Annotated in this window: 16 protein-coding genes; 9 read left to right on the top strand and 7 right to left on the bottom strand. The window is 61.0% G+C overall.

Annotation, left to right across the window (positions count from 1 at the left end; translation table 11 throughout):
* Window position 1: 1 nt before the first annotated feature.
* The gene (locus B9Z49_RS15210; protein ID WP_108354287.1) at window positions 2-1,978 is read left to right on the top strand and encodes a lytic transglycosylase domain-containing protein; all 1,977 of its coding nucleotides are present in this window, start codon (window positions 2-4) and stop codon (window positions 1,976-1,978) included.
* Window positions 1,979-2,123: 145 nt separating this feature from the next.
* On the opposite strand, the gene B9Z49_RS15205 is transcribed toward B9Z49_RS15210, so the two are convergent.
* Both B9Z49_RS15205 and B9Z49_RS15200 read right to left on the bottom strand, forming a co-directional pair.
* Window positions 2,124-2,426: a polyhydroxyalkanoic acid system family protein gene (locus B9Z49_RS15205; RefSeq protein WP_108354286.1), complete on the bottom strand. Its 303-nt coding sequence runs from the start codon at window positions 2,424-2,426 to the stop codon at window positions 2,124-2,126.
* Between the two features lie 26 nt (window positions 2,427-2,452).
* Window positions 2,453-4,546 (bottom strand): molybdopterin-dependent oxidoreductase, encoded by a 2,094-nt coding sequence (locus B9Z49_RS15200; protein ID WP_108354352.1) that lies wholly within the window; start codon window positions 4,544-4,546, stop codon window positions 2,453-2,455.
* Window positions 4,547-4,691: 145 nt separating this feature from the next.
* Between B9Z49_RS15200 and B9Z49_RS15195 the strand changes: the two genes are divergently transcribed.
* The 5 genes from B9Z49_RS15195 (at window position 4,692) to B9Z49_RS15175 (ending at window position 10,241) form a co-directional block, all read left to right on the top strand.
* Window positions 4,692-5,903 (top strand): M20 aminoacylase family protein, encoded by a 1,212-nt coding sequence (locus B9Z49_RS15195; protein WP_108354285.1) that lies wholly within the window; start codon window positions 4,692-4,694, stop codon window positions 5,901-5,903.
* Between the two features lie 26 nt (window positions 5,904-5,929).
* Window positions 5,930-7,018, top strand: coding sequence for a M14 family metallopeptidase (locus tag B9Z49_RS15190; RefSeq protein WP_108354284.1), 1,089 nt, complete (start codon window positions 5,930-5,932; stop codon window positions 7,016-7,018).
* The gene (locus B9Z49_RS15185) at window positions 7,015-7,974 is read left to right on the top strand and encodes a complex I NDUFA9 subunit family protein (RefSeq protein ID WP_108354283.1); all 960 of its coding nucleotides are present in this window, start codon (window positions 7,015-7,017) and stop codon (window positions 7,972-7,974) included. The genes B9Z49_RS15190 and B9Z49_RS15185 overlap by 4 nt, the downstream gene beginning before the upstream one ends.
* Before the next feature lie 315 nt (window positions 7,975-8,289).
* On the top strand, window positions 8,290-8,973 hold the full coding sequence (locus B9Z49_RS15180; protein WP_108354282.1) for a glutathione S-transferase family protein: 684 nt from the start codon (window positions 8,290-8,292) through the stop codon (window positions 8,971-8,973).
* Window positions 8,974-8,987: 14 nt separating this feature from the next.
* The gene (locus B9Z49_RS15175; protein WP_108354281.1) at window positions 8,988-10,241 is read left to right on the top strand and encodes a multifunctional CCA addition/repair protein; all 1,254 of its coding nucleotides are present in this window, start codon (window positions 8,988-8,990) and stop codon (window positions 10,239-10,241) included.
* Window positions 10,242-10,386: 145 nt separating this feature from the next.
* Here B9Z49_RS15175 and trxC read toward each other — a convergent pair whose 3' ends face one another.
* The 5 genes from trxC to B9Z49_RS15150 form a co-directional block, all read right to left on the bottom strand.
* Window positions 10,387-10,833 carry a thioredoxin TrxC gene (trxC, locus tag B9Z49_RS15170; protein ID WP_108354280.1) on the bottom strand — a complete coding sequence of 149 codons (447 nt, stop codon included), beginning with the start codon at window positions 10,831-10,833 and terminating at the stop codon, window positions 10,387-10,389.
* A 96-nt stretch (window positions 10,834-10,929) separates the two neighbouring features.
* Entirely contained in the window at window positions 10,930-11,190 is a 261-nt protein-coding gene (gene infA / locus B9Z49_RS15165) for a translation initiation factor IF-1 (protein WP_019426546.1), read from the bottom strand.
* 14 nt (window positions 11,191-11,204) lie between these two features.
* Window positions 11,205-11,420, bottom strand: coding sequence for a hypothetical protein (locus B9Z49_RS15160; RefSeq protein ID WP_233254651.1), 216 nt, complete (start codon window positions 11,418-11,420; stop codon window positions 11,205-11,207).
* 385 nt (window positions 11,421-11,805) lie between these two features.
* Window positions 11,806-12,000 carry a DUF2905 domain-containing protein gene (locus B9Z49_RS15155; RefSeq protein ID WP_108354278.1) on the bottom strand — a complete coding sequence of 65 codons (195 nt, stop codon included), beginning with the start codon at window positions 11,998-12,000 and terminating at the stop codon, window positions 11,806-11,808.
* A gap of 19 nt (window positions 12,001-12,019) precedes the next feature.
* On the bottom strand, window positions 12,020-13,135 hold the full coding sequence (locus B9Z49_RS15150; protein WP_108354277.1) for a class I SAM-dependent methyltransferase: 1,116 nt from the start codon (window positions 13,133-13,135) through the stop codon (window positions 12,020-12,022).
* 133 nt (window positions 13,136-13,268) lie between these two features.
* Between B9Z49_RS15150 and B9Z49_RS15145 the strand changes: the two genes are divergently transcribed.
* The 3 genes from B9Z49_RS15145 to B9Z49_RS15135 are packed head-to-tail and all read left to right on the top strand — an operon-like array spanning window position 13,269 to window position 14,910.
* Entirely contained in the window at window positions 13,269-14,150 is an 882-nt protein-coding gene (locus B9Z49_RS15145) for an SDR family oxidoreductase (RefSeq protein ID WP_233254650.1), read from the top strand.
* Window positions 14,147-14,542 carry a dihydroneopterin aldolase gene (locus B9Z49_RS15140; protein WP_108354276.1) on the top strand — a complete coding sequence of 132 codons (396 nt, stop codon included), beginning with the start codon at window positions 14,147-14,149 and terminating at the stop codon, window positions 14,540-14,542. Before B9Z49_RS15145 ends, B9Z49_RS15140 begins: the two co-directional genes overlap by 4 nt.
* Window positions 14,539-14,910, top strand: coding sequence for a dihydroneopterin aldolase (locus B9Z49_RS15135; protein WP_108354275.1), 372 nt, complete (start codon window positions 14,539-14,541; stop codon window positions 14,908-14,910). Before B9Z49_RS15140 ends, B9Z49_RS15135 begins: the two co-directional genes overlap by 4 nt.
* Window position 14,911 lies beyond the last annotated feature (1 nt).

The raw sequence follows: 14,911 nt of genomic DNA, 5'->3' as shown, positions 1-14,911 counted from the left end.
CATGAAATTCAGATGCATTTTGACACTGCTGAGCGCCATCGCCATGACAGGCCTGTGGGGCGGGCCTGCCCAAGCCCAAAACCGAGGCGATGAGGTGCTGCTGGAGATGCACCAAGCCTTCCGCAAAAAAGACACCAGCCGCCTGTCTGCCCTGCTGCCCCAGGCCCGTGGTCATGTGCTGGAGCCCCTGGCCGCCTATTGGGACATGCGGGCCCGCCTGGACAGCGCCTCCAGCGCTGAAATTCGCAGTTTCTTGAACACCTACGCGGGCAGCTACTACGAAGACCGCCTGCGCAACGACTGGCTGCAACAACTGGGCAAGCGCCGCGATTGGGCCACTTTCACCGCCGAATACCCACGCTTTCGCATGCGTGACGACCGCGAGGTGCGCTGCTACGCCCTGGCCACCGAGGCCATGAACAGCAAGGCCGATGTGGCCGATGAAGCCCTTCGTCTTTGGTATTCACTGCGCGAGGCCGACGACGGCTGCACCTATGTGGCCGAACATTTGCACTCGGGCCGTCAGATTCAGGCACTTGATCTGTGGCGCAAAGCCCGCCTTGCCATGGACGCCAACCGCCCTCGCGCAGCGCAGGCGGCGGTGGACATCGAAGCGCCACGCCTGTCCGAACAAGTCGCGTTGATCCACGCCGACCCAGCCAAATACCTGGACAAGCGCATCATGGCGATTACCCGCAGCCGCAAAGAACTTGCGGTACTGGCCCTGATCCGGCTGGCCGCCAAAGACCCGAACGAGGCCGCCGATTTGTTGAGCCGTCGCTGGGCGATTCAGCTGAGCCCTGAAGAGCGCAACTGGACGTGGGCCGTCATTGGCAAGCAAGCCGCGCAAAAGCTGCAGGACAACGCCTCCAGCCACTTTGCGAAGGTGCAAAAAGACAGCGACCTGAATGACGACCTGCTGGGCTGGAAAGTGCGTGCTGCTTTGCGCCAAGGCCAATGGCCGCAGGTGCTGAGCGCCACCCAAGCCATGAGCGCCGACAACCGCAAAGACCCGACCTGGATCTATTGGCGAGCCCGCGCCGTCACCGCCACGGCCCAGGACAACGCCCAGAAACTAGAAGCCCAAAGTCTGCTGCGCAGCATTGCCAGCGTGCGGGGCTTTTATGAACAACTGGCTCTTGAAGAACTTGGCCAACCGATCACTGCACCTGAGCGCCCCATGGCGCTGACCCCACAAGAAAAAGCTGCGTCCCTCATCAACCCTGGCCTGCAGCGCGCCTTGTACGCCATCCAGTTGGGCCTGCGCCCCGAAGGCAACCGCGAGTGGAACTACAGCACCAACCTGCACACCCCCGGTGGCATGAACGATCGCGAGCTGCTGGCCGCGGCTGATTTGGCTTGTCAGCGACAGGTGTGGGATCGCTGCATCAACACCAGCGAGCGCACCAAGGACGTGATTGACTTTGATCAACGCTTTCCCATGCCGCTGCGCGAAATTGTGGTGCGCCGCGCTGGCGAGATCCGGCTCGACCCGGCTTATGTTTACGGTTTGATCCGGCAAGAAAGCCGCTTCGTCATGGACGCCCGCTCGCATGTGGGGGCCTCAGGCCTGATGCAGGTGATGCCTGCCACTGCCAAATGGACTGCCAAAAAAATCGGCCTGACAGGCTTCACCCCCGATCAGATCAACGACCGTGAAGTGAACGTGGCCATTGGTACGGGTTACCTGAAGTTGGTGCTGGACGACTTTGAAGGCTCTATGCCCTTGGCGACCGCCGCTTACAACGCCGGGCCGGGCCGCTCGCGCAACTGGCGCAATGGACCGGTACTGGAAGCGGCCATTTGGGCCGAAAACATCCCCTTCCAGGAAACCCGCGATTACGTCAAAAAAGTGCTGTCCAACACCACCAACTACGCCGCCATCCTGACGCGCCAGCCGCAGTCGCTCAAAGCCCGTCTGGGCTCTGTCGGTCCACGGCAATCGCCCATGGCCGAGGCCAGCAAGGATTTGCCGTAAAGCTGACGGCAGGTTCAACCTCTTTCTGTAGGTCGGACCTTCAGGTCCGACATGATTGGCTTTGACGCAGGTCCATGTCGGGGCTAAAGCCACCGACAAAACTTCAGAGGCCATGGCAACAGCTGTCCCCTGCGAACGAATAACCTCAGGCCGGCGGCGCTGGGCCCAACAACTCGTCCAGATTGGCTTTGATTTTTTCTTCGATCTTGCCGCTGTAAGCGCCCAGCAAAAAACCCAGTTTCAGATGCAGGTCAAAGCGCGAACCGGTCACCACCAATTCACCACTCACGCCACTGCGGGAAAAGCGCATGCGGTCCTCGGATTCGCCGGGTTCAAACTCGCAGGCCATGCCCCATTCCTGATCGGCCTGTTCGCGCCAGCGCTCGGCCACGGTACGTGCGCCGCTCAAGCCCAAGGTGTGCGTGCGTTCAATGTTCAGTTCAGGCATGGTGTATGAAAGGTGCTTTTGGGGGTTCAGGAGTGGGCTGTGGCCGCCGAATGGGCCGCCGGTTCGAATGCCGTGTAGACAGCAACTTCTACCAGGCAGTCGTAAAACACGGGCGCTCGGCCCAAATCGGTCAGGTGCTGGCTGGTCAGCTCGTTCACATTGGTGCCGTTCAAGCCGAGCTTGCGCCACCAGATGCCCAAGCCGTTGACCACGCCAAGCCGTGCACGCTGATTCAGCCTGGCCTTGCAGTGGTAGGTGCCTCGGTCGTTGAAGACGCGCACCACCGCGCCGTCAGCAATGCCCCGCGCCGCCGCGTCTTGCGGGTGCATCTCGAGCACCGGCTCGGCTTCGATGTCGCGCAGGCTTTGCACGTTGACGAAGGTCGAATTGAGGAAGTTGCGCGCAGGCGGCGAGATCATGGCCAGCGGGTAGCGGCCGCCGGGCGCGGCCAATTCGTAGTTGGGCAAATGGTCAGGCAAGCCATCCAAGCCCTGATCGGCCAGGCGTTGGCTGAAAAACTCGCACCGCCCTGAAGGGGAAGGAAAACCACCTTGCGCAAACGGCGCATCGGGCACAGGCAATGAAGCAAAGCCATGCTCAAGCAGCTGCTCAAAGTCTCTCTCGTCACCAATGGCGCTGCGGCACAGGCTTTCGTCGCTTTCGGCAAAACACGGATCGTCAAACCCCATGCGTGCAGCCAGCGCCCGGAAGATGTCGGTGTTGGTGCGCGCCCCGCCCACAGGCGCAATCGCCGGGCGGTTGAGCAGCACATCAGTGTGGCCGTAGCTGGTGTGGATGTCCCAGTGCTCCAGCTGCGTGCTGGCCGGCAAGATGAAGTCGGCGTAGTCGGCCGTGTCGGTTTTGAAGTGCTCCAGCACCACGGTGAACAAGTCTTCGCGGGCAAAGCCCTGCACCACCTTGCCCGACTCGGGCGCAATCGCCACCGGGTTGCTGTTGTAAACAATCATGGCTTCAATTTGTGGGCCGAATGCGGGCGATGCTAGGCGCAACAAATCGTCACCAATGGTGGACATGTTGATGGTGCGTGGGCGCCTGTCGCCCAGCAGGTCGGGCCGCTGCAAGGCCGCCCGCTTCACCGGAAAATGCCCCGAGCTGCTGAGCAACACCCCGCCCGCCCGGTGTCGCCAAGCGCCAGTGAGCGCAGGCAAGCAAGCAATCGCCCGCACCGCGTTGCCGCCACCGCGCACGCGCTGCATGCCGTAGTTCAGGCGAATGGCGGCGGGCTGGGTGGTGCCCCAGTCGCGGGCCAGTTGGCGAATTTGTTCAACCGGCACGCCGCAGATTTCGGCGGCGCGCTCTGGGGACCACTGCAAGGCGCGGGCCTTCAGGGCATCCCAGCCCAGGGTGTAGCGGTCGATGTAGTCCTGGTCGAGCCAGCCATTGACGATCAGCTCGTGCATGACAGCCAGCGCCAGCGCCGCGTCGGTGCCGGGTCGCAGGGCGATGTGTTCGTGGCACTTTTCGGCCGTTTCACTCCGACGGGGGTCGATGCAGACCAGCTTGGCCCCCTGACGCTTGGCCTCTTGCGCAATGCGCCAAAAATGCAGATTGCTGCCAATCGAGTTGCTGCCCCAAATCACGATGAGCTTGGATTCGGCATAAAACTCAACCTTCATGCCGACCTTGTTGCCCAAGGTCTGCGTCAGGGCTTCGGCCCCGGCCGAGGCGCAAATCGTGCGGTCCAAAAGCGATGCGCCCAGCTGGTGGAAAAACCGCGCTGCAATCGATTCGCTTTGCACCAGGCCCATGGTGCCCGCGTAACTGTAGGGCAGCACCGCCTGCGGGTCGCGTACGGCGATGGTTTTTAGCCGGGCGGCAATCGCGTCCAGTGCCTCGTCCCAGCTGACAGGCTCGAATTGGCCAGAGCCCTTGGGTCCGACGCGCTTCATCGGTGTCAACAGGCGATCCGGGTGGTAAGTGCGCTCGGTGTAACGCGAGACCTTGGTGCACAGCACGCCATCGGTGGGCGCGTGCGCCGGGTTGCCCTGCACTTTGGTGGCACGGCCGTTTTCCACCGTGGTCAGCAGGGCACAGGTGTCGGGGCAATCGTGCGGGCAGGCACCGCGCACGGCTTGGGGGGCCAAAAGGTCGTCAAGCATGGGGCTGTATATGAAGAGGAGACTGGCTTGGGGCGATGAATCACACTGATTGTGACCCAAACCCGCCCCTTGGCGGGCGGCCCGTTTGTCCCCCATGTGCGCGGGGGTGTTGGCAATCCCCCCCAAGTGTGGCTAGACTGTACCCATGAAAATCATCGACTCCATCCTCACCGACGCGGCCAGCATTGCGGCCATTCGCAAAGACATCCACGCCCATCCCGAGCTGTGCTTCCAAGAAGTGCGTACGGCCGATGTGGTGGCCCAGCAGCTGACCGACTGGGGCATCCCCATCCACCGGGGCATGGGCACCACCGGCGTGGTCGGCATCGTGCACGGTCGTGACGGCGGCGCTTGCGGGCGCGGCATCGGCCTGCGCGCCGACATCGACGCGCTGCCCATGCAGGAATTCAACACCTTCGCCCACGCCAGCAAACACCAAGGCAAGATGCACGCTTGCGGCCACGACGGCCACACGGCCATGCTGCTGGCAGCGGCCAAGCATTTCTCCAAGCACCGCGACTTTGATGGCACGGTGTATTTGATTTTTCAACCCGCCGAAGAAGGTGGCGGCGGTGCCCGCGAGATGATCAAGGACGGCCTGTTTGACAAGTTCCCCATGCAGGCCGTGTTTGGCATGCACAACTGGCCCGGCGCCCCTGTGGGCACCTTTGCCGTCAGCGCAGGCCCCGTGATGGCCTCGAGCAACGAATTCAAAATCGTCATTCGTGGCAAAGGCAGCCACGCCGCCCTGCCGCACAACGGCATCGACCCGGTGCCAATCGCCTGCCAGATGGTGCAAGGTTTCCAGACCATCATCACCCGCAACAAAAAGCCGGTGGACGCCGGCGTGATCTCGGTCACCATGATCCACGCGGGCGAAGCCACCAACGTGGTGCCCGACTCCTGCGAGTTGCAGGGCACGGTGCGCACATTCAGCATCGAGGTGCTCGATCTGATCGAAAAGCGCATGAAGCAAGTCGCTGAATCGATCTGCACCGCCTTTGACGCACAGTGCGAATTCGAGTTCCACCGCAACTACCCGCCCACCATCAACAGCCCAGCCGAAGCCGACTTTGCCAGCCAAGTCATGGGCGGCATTGTGGGGGCCGACCATGTGGTTGCCCAGGAGCCCACCATGGGTGCAGAAGACTTCTCGTACATGCTGCAGGCCAAGCCGGGCGCGTACGTCTTCATCAGCAACGGTGACGGCGCGCACCGCGAGATGGGCCACGGCGGCGGCCCCTGCACGCTGCACAACCCCAGCTATGACTTCAACGACGACCTGATTCCGCTGGGCGGTACTTACTGGGTCGAGCTGGCCACACAATGGCTGGCCAATCCGACACAAACCGCTTGAACGACCCGTTAGAACGACTCATCTGCATGACCGATATACAAACCGGCTTTTCCAAAAGCTATGCCGAAGCCCGCCAGAAGTTCCTGAACGCTGCACATGCCGCAGGCCTCACGGTTGATTCCAACATCCACCCCTTGAAAGGCCGTGACGGCGAAGCGCTGGCCATGGACGTGGTGCTCGACGGCGCGCCCGATGCGAAGCAGTTGCTGGTCATCAGCAGCGCCTGCCATGGGGTAGAGGGCTACTGCGGCTCGGGCGTGCAAATCCACGCCCTGCAAAACACAGCCTGGCGTGCAACTGCCAAGGCCAACGGCGTGGCCGTGCTTTACATCCACGGGCTCAACCCCCACGGGTTTTCGCATGTGCGGCGCGTGACCCACGAAAACGTGGACATCAACCGCAACTTCCAGGACTTCTCCAAGCCCCTTACCCGCAACGAGGCCTACAAGGAAATCCACCCCTTGTTGCTACCCGAGGTCTGGCCACCCGATGCTGCCAATACAGCGGCCACCGCACAGTACATCACCCAGCGCGGCATGAAAGCCTTTCAGGCCGCCGTCACCCAAGGGCAGCACGAATTTCCAGAGGGTCTATACTTTGGTGGTCAGGCCCCCACCTGGAGCAACCTCACCTTGCGCCAAGTGCTGCAAAAGTACGGCCAGCGCTGCCAGAAAATGGCCTGGATCGACCTGCACACGGGCCTGGGGCCCAGCGGTGTGGGCGAGCGCATTTTTGCCTGCGCCGACGACGCAGCAGCCTACACCCGCGCCAAAGCCTGGTGGGGCCAGGGCATCACCTCCATCTACGATGGCTCGTCCAGCTCAGCCTTCCTCACTGGCCTGATGTGGATGTCGGCCTACCAGGAATGCCCGCAAGCCGAGTACACCGGGATTGCCATGGAATACGGCACCCAACCGACCGACAAGGTCATCGGTGCCTTGCGTGGCGACCATTGGCTTCACCTGCACCCCGAAGCGCCTGAAGTCCTGAAAAAACAAATCAAGCAAGATCTGATGGACGCTTTTTACGTCGACACCGATGAATGGCGCACCCAAATCGTCGATCAAGCCATGGACGCCATGCACCAGGCCGTCGGCGGCTTGAGCGCGGCATGAGCACCCAGCGCGTTCTGGTCCTGGGAGGCAGCGGTTTTGTCGGCCGCCACGTTTGTGAGCAACTCGCCCGCTTGGGCTGGCACATCACCGTGCCCACCCGGCGCGCTGTGAATGCCGCCAGCGTGCAAAGCCTGCCGGGGCTGACGGTGATTGAAGCCTCGGTGCACGGCGAAGCCGATCTGGCACGCCTCATGCCTGGCCATGATGCAGTGGTGAATCTGGTGGCCGTGCTGCACGGCAGCGAAGAACGCTTTGAAAACGTGCATGTGGATTTGCCCGGCAAGATCGCCAGCGCCATGAAAAAAGCCGACGTGCATCGCCTGGTGCACGTCAGCGCCTTGGGCGCCGACCCGCAAGGCCCATCGATGTACCAGCGCAGCAAGGCTCGGGGCGAGACGGTCTTGCACAACGCGGGGCTGGACCTCACCGTCTTGCGCCCCAGCGTGATTTTTGGGGCCGAAGACAAATTCCTGAACCTGTTTGCCGATCTGCAAAGCGTGGCCCCCTTCATGCCTCTGGCGGGCAGTGGCACACGCTTTCAGCCCGTTTGGGTGGCCGATGTGGCCCGTGCCGTGGCGGTCTGCCTGCAAAAGCCGCACACCATCGGTCAAACCTTCGAGTTGTGTGGGCCGGATGTGTTGACGCTGGGCGAGTTGGTCAAGCGGGCAGGACAGTGGGCGGGTGTGAACCAGGGCCGGGGACGTCCAGTCATTGGTTTGCCGATGTGGGTGGGCTGGCTGCAGGCTGCGGCCATGGAGTTGGCCCCTGGCGAGCCCCTCATGAGCCGGGACAACTTGGCGTCGATGCAAGTGGACAACGTGGCCACGGGCAAGTTGCCGGGCTTACAGGCTTTAGGCATCACTGCGGCATCTGCCGCAGGTGTGGCACCGACTTATCTGGGGCATCGCGGCCCGCGCAGCAAGTTGAACCGCTGGCGTGCGGGAGCGGGGCGCTGAGTTCTGGCCTTGCCTAGGCTGTGATTTCTTGAGTGGTCTTTGCTATGGCTTGTGCGTTGGTCGTTTCAGCGTTGGTGGTCTCAGTTGAGGGTGTGTGAGGGGATGCGGCGGGTTCCTCATGACGGGGTACCGTGAATCGTCACCCGCCGCATCCCCTCACACACCTTGGGTGATCGACCCTTGCTACCCCTTTCCCCGCCTTGCCCTGCCTTGCCCATTCCCTCCCCTTGCATGAAGCCAACACTTTGCCGATATTTGGTCGTGTTTCCTGACCTTGACCGTTAACATGCAGGGTCTGATTTCCGGGAGAAAAAAATGATCCAGCTCTACATCGCCAACAAAAACTATTCGTCTTGGTCCATGCGCCCTTGGGTGCTGCTGCGCCAGGCGGGCATCGACTTTGAAGAGGTCTTTGTGCGCTTTGACAGCTTTGCGCCCTCCTCGCAGTTCAAGTCCGCGCTCAAAGAAGTGAACCCGGTGGGCAAGGTACCTGTGCTGGTGCACGACGGACTGGCCATTTGGGACACGCTGGCGATTGCGGAATACGTGGCAGAGCAGTTCCCTGAAAAACAGCTTTGGCCGCAAGAACGCGCCGCCCGTGCCCGAGCGCGCAGCATCTGCGCAGAAATGCACAGCGGCTTTGTGGGCCTGCGTAGCGCTTGCCCCATGAACATCGAAGCGCACCTGCCAGAGATTGGCGCTTTGGCCCTGCGCGATAAACCGGCCGTTCGTGCCGACTTGGACCGTATTTGTAGCCTGTGGAGCGGTCTGCTGGCAGAGCACGGTGGCCCCATGCTGTTTGGTCCATTCACCATCGCCGACGCCTACTTTGCGCCGGTGGTGATGCGCTTGAAAACCTACGCCCTGCCCGTGCCGGCCGATGTGGTTGCCTACATGGAACGCGTGTGCGCCCTGCCCGGCGTGAAAGCCTGGATCGACGACGCGCTGGCAGAGCAGGACTTCATCGACTTTGAAGAGCCCTTCCGGGTGGCTCGCTGAAGGCAGACGCCGTTATGCCAGTTTTTGTGGTCGGCGGTGCGGTGCGCGATGCCCTGATGGGCTTGCCCGTCAACGACCGCGACTGGGTGGTGGTGGGCAGCACGCCCGAGGCCATGAGCACGCAAGGCTATTTGCCTGTGGGCAAGGACTTTCCGGTGTTTTTGCACCCGCAAAGTCGCGAGGAATATGCCCTGGCCCGCACCGAGCGCAAAACCGCCCGGGGCTACAAAGGCTTTGCGGTACAAGCCGACCCCAGCGTCACCCTTGAAGAAGATCTGGCCCGACGCGATCTCACCGTGAACGCCATGGCGGTGCCCGAGGCACTGGCGCACGCCGAACCCAGCGCTTGGGCGGTTCAAATCGTGGACCCCTATGGCGGCGAATATGACCTGCACCACAAGATGTTGCGCCATGTGACCGAGGCCTTTGCCGAAGACCCAGTGCGCATCTTGCGCGTGGCCCGCTTTGCAGCGCGCTTTGCCGACTTTTCTGTGGCCGCTGAAACCATGGCGCTCATGCGCCAGATGGTGGATGACGGCGAAGTGGACCACCTGGTGCCCGAGCGCGTTTGGCAGGAACTGGCCAAAGGCCTGATGAGCAAGCGGCCCTCGCGCATGTTCGAGGTGCTGCGCGCATGTGGTGCCCTGCGCGTGTTACTGCCCGAGCTGGACCGCCTGTGGGGCGTGCCCCAACGCGCCGAGTACCACCCCGAGGTGGACACGGGCGCGCACATGATGCTGGTGATGGACATGGCCGCCCGCCTGAACACACCGCTGGCTGTGCGCGTGGCCTGCCTGATGCATGACCTGGGCAAAGGCACCACACCCGCCGACGTATTGCCCCGCCACATTGGCCACGAAGGCCGCAGCGTCAAATTGCTGCAAAAGGTGTGCGAGCGCCTGCGCGTGCCGACCGAGGGCAAAGAACTGGCTGAAGTGGTGGCGCGTGAACACGGCAACATCCACCGCAGCGCTGAGCTGGGACCAGAAGCCTTGATGCGCCTGCTGGAACGCTGCGACGCCATCCGCCAATCCGAGCGTTTTGCGCTAGTGCTTCAAGCGTGTGAGTGCGATGCGCGAGGGCGACTGGGGTTTGAAGATGCGGATTACCCTCAGGCAGCGCGGTTGCTGCGGGCGCAAAAAGCGGCGCTGTCTGTAGACACAGCGCCCATTGCCCAAGCGGCGGCCCAGGCAGGCTTGACTGGTCCCAAAATCGGCGAGCAAATCACCCAAGAGCGAGTTCGGGCAATTCAGCAAATGACGAATTGATGCAATGGCTCACCTGGGTTTTTCAATAAGGGCAAAAAGAGCCACCCACTTATCACCCCGGACTTTATCCGTTGTCCATGGTGTTACAACAATGGATCGCGCATCCAGTGCGGGATGACTGGTAAAGGGATGCCAGCCCAACGCATCACAAATGCGAGTGCGTCCAATCTGCGATGTCTTGGGCCGTGCGGAAAGCGCCAGCCTGACGGGCGACTTCTTTGCCGCCGATAAACAATGCGAGTGTGGGGATGCTGCGGATGTTGAAGCGGGCTGAGATGGCCTGTGCGTCTTCGGTGTTGAGTTTGGCCACCCGCACTTGGGGCTCCAAAAGACCAGCGGCCTGTTCATAAGCCGGGGCCATCATCCGGCAAGGACCGCACCAAGGGGCCCAAAAATCCACCAACACAGGCACATGGCTGCGGCCAATGTGCTTGTCAAAGCTGGTGGCGTCAAGCGCCAACGGATAACCATCAAAAAGTGCTTGGTGGCATTGTCCACAATCGGGTGCGTTGCGCGTATCGGCCACACGCACCCGGTTGGTGGTGTGGCAGTGCGGACAAACAATGTGCAAGGCATCGGCTGAAACGGTCATGAAATCCCCCGTGTTTAAAAAATCACTTGGGGGCCATGATCCGCAATTCAAGCGCTTGGCGCGTTGACTCAGGTCAACGCAATCAACCGGACAGGATCAACGAGCCGGTGGGCGGCGCGGCGCCATCGGTGCGCGGCCAGCCAGGTGACGGAAGCTGATGCGGCCTTTGCTCAAGTCATAAGGGGAGAGTTCGAGCGTCACTCGGTCACCCGCCAAAATGCGGATGTGGTTTTTGCGCATCTTGCCCGCAGAATAAGCAATCAATTGGTGACCATTGTCCAGGGTCACGCGGAAACGGGTGTCGGGCAACACCTCGTTGACCACGCCCATCAGTTCAATCAGTTCTTCTTTAGCCATTTATAACGTCTTTCTCAAAGCAGAATCGGTTTGGAAGTCTGGCGCTCTACCCACAACATGCCTTCATCGAGGGCGTATTGGTTGGCGGCGTCAGGCGTTGCAAATTCAGGCACAAACCGCATCACGCGGTCGGTGCTGGCGCTGCCACGGCCACTGGCCACGGACACTTGCGCGCCAAATGCGCCATTGGGCAAAGCCCTGGAACAAGGTTGAATTCGGAATTTTCCCATGGAGATGGGTTGGTGTGAACAGTAGTGGATAGTCATGTATTTTAACGAAGGGGGGTCGCACCGCCTGGTTGGCCCTTTCGAGGGCTGCGCGGCGGCTCGCGTCTTGGCATGTCCTGCTGCCAAAAAGCGCCCCCATGTGCAGGCCACAAGGCCTGCCAAACAACAGCACCGTGCAGAGGTGCATGAAAAAGGAAGCAAAAAATCGTCTGAACCCAGCTTAGAAAAAGCTTGGCGGGCGATGTGCACAGTGGAGGACAAGACTGGCATCCCTCTGCCGGGATGCGCTATCGGCTCGCTAGGAGCTAGATGGGCATAAGTCGCCAATGGCGTGCCCCACTGTAACACGTTCGTCTTGAAGGCCTTCAAGCTCTGCGTCACCCGAGCCTCATACCCAACGTGCTATTGCTGCAGCCAACAAGCTCAGCAGCAAGGTGCTGGTCAGCGGAATGAACCATTCGCGGCCAAACAAGCGAAAGCGGAAGTCACCAGGCAAACGGCCAAAGCCAAATTTTTGCAACCATTTCTGCAAGCCACTGAAAATGATCAGGGTCAAAAAAACCACGATGAGCCAACGCAACATAAGCTTGCCTTGATGCCGTTTACAGGCGATGCGACCGGTCGCCCCGGACAAAGCCCTGGGCAGCCCAATCGGTCGATGTGGTCAACCCGACCACTTTGAACAATTCGCCCATTTCGTGCTCATTGACCAGGCGCTGCGCCTGGCTGCGCTCGGCCAGACTGGAGGCTGCCATGCGCTCGGCCAGCCCCAAATTGAGCAAAAACCAGGCTTGGCTGGCATAACCCAACACATGCAGCCCCGCGTTTTGTGCGGCCAGTGCCACGCCTGTGAAGTTCACATGGGCGGTGATGTCTTTTTGGCCCACCGCCACCAAAGGGTCTGGGTCGGCCTGATGCAATTGATGGCACATGACGGTGCCCATGTGGCGTTGGGGATGAAAGTATTCGCCCTCGGGAAAGCCATAGTCCAGAAAAAACGCCGCCCCCCCTTTGCCGGCCAACAAGCGCTCGGCCAGGCTGGCCACAAAGGCCTCGGCCTGGAGGTGTATTTCGGTCAGGTAATCGTGCTCGCCGTCAATGTCCACAGGCGGACGCAGGTCGGTCAGGCGGTCTTGCCATGCAAAGCCAAGGCCATCAACCTCGGCCGCGCTGACCACACCGCGCTCGTACCAGTCGCCTCGCGTGCGCTGCAGCAGTTGCACCGGCATGGCATCCAGCACCTCGTTGCCCACCACCACGCCCTCGATGGCATCGGGCCAGGCGTCGAGCCAGCACACTTTGTCGGCATATTTCAGCAAAGTGTCAGCTTGGCGGGCGCGCAAAGTGCCCGACAAATCGATGATGGTGTAGCGGCGCACGGAAGCGCCCAAACTCTCCAGCAGCTGCAAAGCCAAGGCCCCAGTGCCCGCACCAAACTCCCAGACTTCGTCGGTGCCAGTGGCCTGCAGCGCTTGGCGCACCTGCACGGCCAGGGTTTGGCCAAACAAGGGGGACATGCCGGGTGCGGTCACAAAGTCGCTGCCCGATGAGGGCATGGCTCCAAACTTTTGCAAGGCGTTGGTGTAGTAACCCAAGCCCGGCTCGTACAGCGCCATGGCCATGAAACGGTCAAAACCGATCCAGCCACCGGCTTGGGCAATGGCTTGGTGGATGCGTTGGGTCAACTCGGATGAAGGATTGAGGTTGGGCGCGGTCACTCGGCGATTGTCGCCGAAGGCGTGCAGGGGTTAACCGAGTTAATGTGACGGGGTGCTGGGTCCAAATTCATGGCTTGCCCGATAATTAGCGGTTTGCTTGACCCACTGTCATGCTGGGCTTGACCCGGCATCCATGGCTGAGCAAGCATGGACCCCGGATCGAGTCTGGGATGACAAACTTTTTCAACCGACCACCTTCGCAGGCCAGTCATCCCTCTACCGCAAGCTGCTCACATTCATGAAACAAGTTCTGGTCACCGGAGGCGCTCACCGCCTGGGCGCAGAGATCGTCCGCCAATTTGCGGCAGCGGGCTGGCGCGTGTGGTGCCATTACCAGCGCTCGGGTGCTGCGGCACAGGCCCTCCAGACCGAGTTGCAAAATCAAGGTTCTAGCGTGGAGTTGGTGCAAGCCGACTTGGCGCAAAGTGCCAAAGTCGAGAGCATGATAGACCACATCACGCGAACCACCGGCCCGCTCGATTGCTTGGTGAACAACGCCTCTTTGTTCGAGCCCGATGAGGGTACCGACATGGACTTGCCCGGTGCCCGTCTTCAGCTGGAAGTGAACCTGATTGCACCGATGGCCCTCGCTTCATGGATGGCTAAACAAGCTGCTCCCAACGCCGCACCCGGTCAACGCAGCGTGATCCACATCCTTGACCAAAAGGTGTTCAACCTGAACCCCGATTATTTTTCGTACACCGTCTCCAAATTGGCATTGGAGCGCTCGGTGGCTTTACAGGCGCAAGCCTTGTCCCCTGGCTTGCGCGTGTGCGGGGTGGCCCCAGGCCTGATGTTTTTGAGCGGCCCGCAAACCCAAGAGAACTTTGACCGTAACAGCCGCGTGAACCTGCTGCGCCAACCTATCGACCCGGCGCAGGTGGCAGCCACTTGCGTTTTTCTAGCGCAAAACCCCTGCATCACCGGCACCACGGTGTGTGTGGACAACGGGCAGCACTTGGTGCCTTTGGCGCGGGACGTGATGTTTTTGGGTGAACCGAAAGACCCTGCATGAGCGACCTGATGACCGATTTGGCGCTGAACTGTCGCCGCCTGTTTTTGCGCAACCACACAGTGGACGTGCGCATCGGTGCGCACGACTTTGAAAAGCTGGGGCCCCAGCGCATCGTCTTCAATGTGGAACTGTTTGTACCCTTCAGCGCGTCCACCCCCACGCAAGACGATTTGGCCGAAGTGGTGGACTACGACTTCATCCGTGAGGTGATCGCCAAACGTGTGGCCCAAGGCCACATCGTGCTGCAAGAGACTTTGTGCGACGACCTGATGCGCGAGCTGATTGCGCACCCGCAGGTGAAAGCGGTGCGCCTGTCCAGCTGCAAACCCGATGTGTACCCGGACTGCGAAGCCGTCGGGGTTGAAATCTTCCAAATCAAACCCGCGCCATGAAAACCCCTGCTGGCCAACAAACCCTGGAGCTGACCGGTTTGCGATTTCACGCCAACCTGGGCATCCTGGAGCACGAAAAAACCGACCCGCAACCGATACAGGTGGACGCCGAGCTGAACCTGGGCACGCAGCCCCTGTTGCCCAGCGACGACGACATCCATTCGGTGCTGGACTACCGCAAAGTGCGCAAAATCATCATCGACGAATGCACGGCTGAGCACATCAACCTGCTGGAAACGCTGATTGGCAAAGTCTCGAACCGCCTGATGCAGTTGCCCGGCGTTTTGGGCGTGCGCGTCAAGATTGCCAAACTTGAAATTTTTGAAGACTGCGAAGTGGCCATTCGCATGGAAACAGGACAGTGGTGAA

Source organism: Limnohabitans sp. 2KL-51 (assembly GCF_003063645.1).
Classification (GTDB): domain Bacteria; phylum Pseudomonadota; class Gammaproteobacteria; order Burkholderiales; family Burkholderiaceae_C; genus Limnohabitans_A.
Note: the sequence above shows the minus strand (reverse complement) of the source record. Positions and strands in the feature narration are given on the sequence as shown.

Excerpts from the sequence above, each read along its gene's own strand:
- B9Z49_RS15210 (WP_108354287.1), top strand. The coding sequence starts at position 2 with ATGAAATTCAGATGCATTTTGACACTGCTGAGCGCCATCGCCATGACA.
- B9Z49_RS15205 (WP_108354286.1), bottom strand. The coding sequence starts at position 2,426 with ATGCCTGAACTGAACATTGAACGCACGCACACCTTGGGCTTGAGCGGC.
- B9Z49_RS15200 (WP_108354352.1), bottom strand. The coding sequence starts at position 4,546 with ATGCTTGACGACCTTTTGGCCCCCCAAGCCGTGCGCGGTGCCTGCCCG.
- B9Z49_RS15195 (WP_108354285.1), top strand. The coding sequence starts at position 4,692 with ATGAAAATCATCGACTCCATCCTCACCGACGCGGCCAGCATTGCGGCC.
- B9Z49_RS15190 (WP_108354284.1), top strand. The coding sequence starts at position 5,930 with ATGACCGATATACAAACCGGCTTTTCCAAAAGCTATGCCGAAGCCCGC.
- B9Z49_RS15185 (WP_108354283.1), top strand. The coding sequence starts at position 7,015 with ATGAGCACCCAGCGCGTTCTGGTCCTGGGAGGCAGCGGTTTTGTCGGC.
- B9Z49_RS15180 (WP_108354282.1), top strand. The coding sequence starts at position 8,290 with ATGATCCAGCTCTACATCGCCAACAAAAACTATTCGTCTTGGTCCATG.
- B9Z49_RS15175 (WP_108354281.1), top strand. The coding sequence starts at position 8,988 with ATGCCAGTTTTTGTGGTCGGCGGTGCGGTGCGCGATGCCCTGATGGGC.
- trxC (WP_108354280.1), bottom strand. The coding sequence starts at position 10,833 with ATGACCGTTTCAGCCGATGCCTTGCACATTGTTTGTCCGCACTGCCAC.
- infA (WP_019426546.1), bottom strand. The coding sequence starts at position 11,190 with ATGGCTAAAGAAGAACTGATTGAACTGATGGGCGTGGTCAACGAGGTG.
- B9Z49_RS15160 (WP_233254651.1), bottom strand. The coding sequence starts at position 11,420 with ATGGGAAAATTCCGAATTCAACCTTGTTCCAGGGCTTTGCCCAATGGC.
- B9Z49_RS15155 (WP_108354278.1), bottom strand. The coding sequence starts at position 12,000 with ATGTTGCGTTGGCTCATCGTGGTTTTTTTGACCCTGATCATTTTCAGT.
- B9Z49_RS15145 (WP_233254650.1), top strand. The coding sequence starts at position 13,269 with ATGGCTGAGCAAGCATGGACCCCGGATCGAGTCTGGGATGACAAACTT.
- B9Z49_RS15140 (WP_108354276.1), top strand. The coding sequence starts at position 14,147 with ATGAGCGACCTGATGACCGATTTGGCGCTGAACTGTCGCCGCCTGTTT.
- B9Z49_RS15135 (WP_108354275.1), top strand. The coding sequence starts at position 14,539 with ATGAAAACCCCTGCTGGCCAACAAACCCTGGAGCTGACCGGTTTGCGA.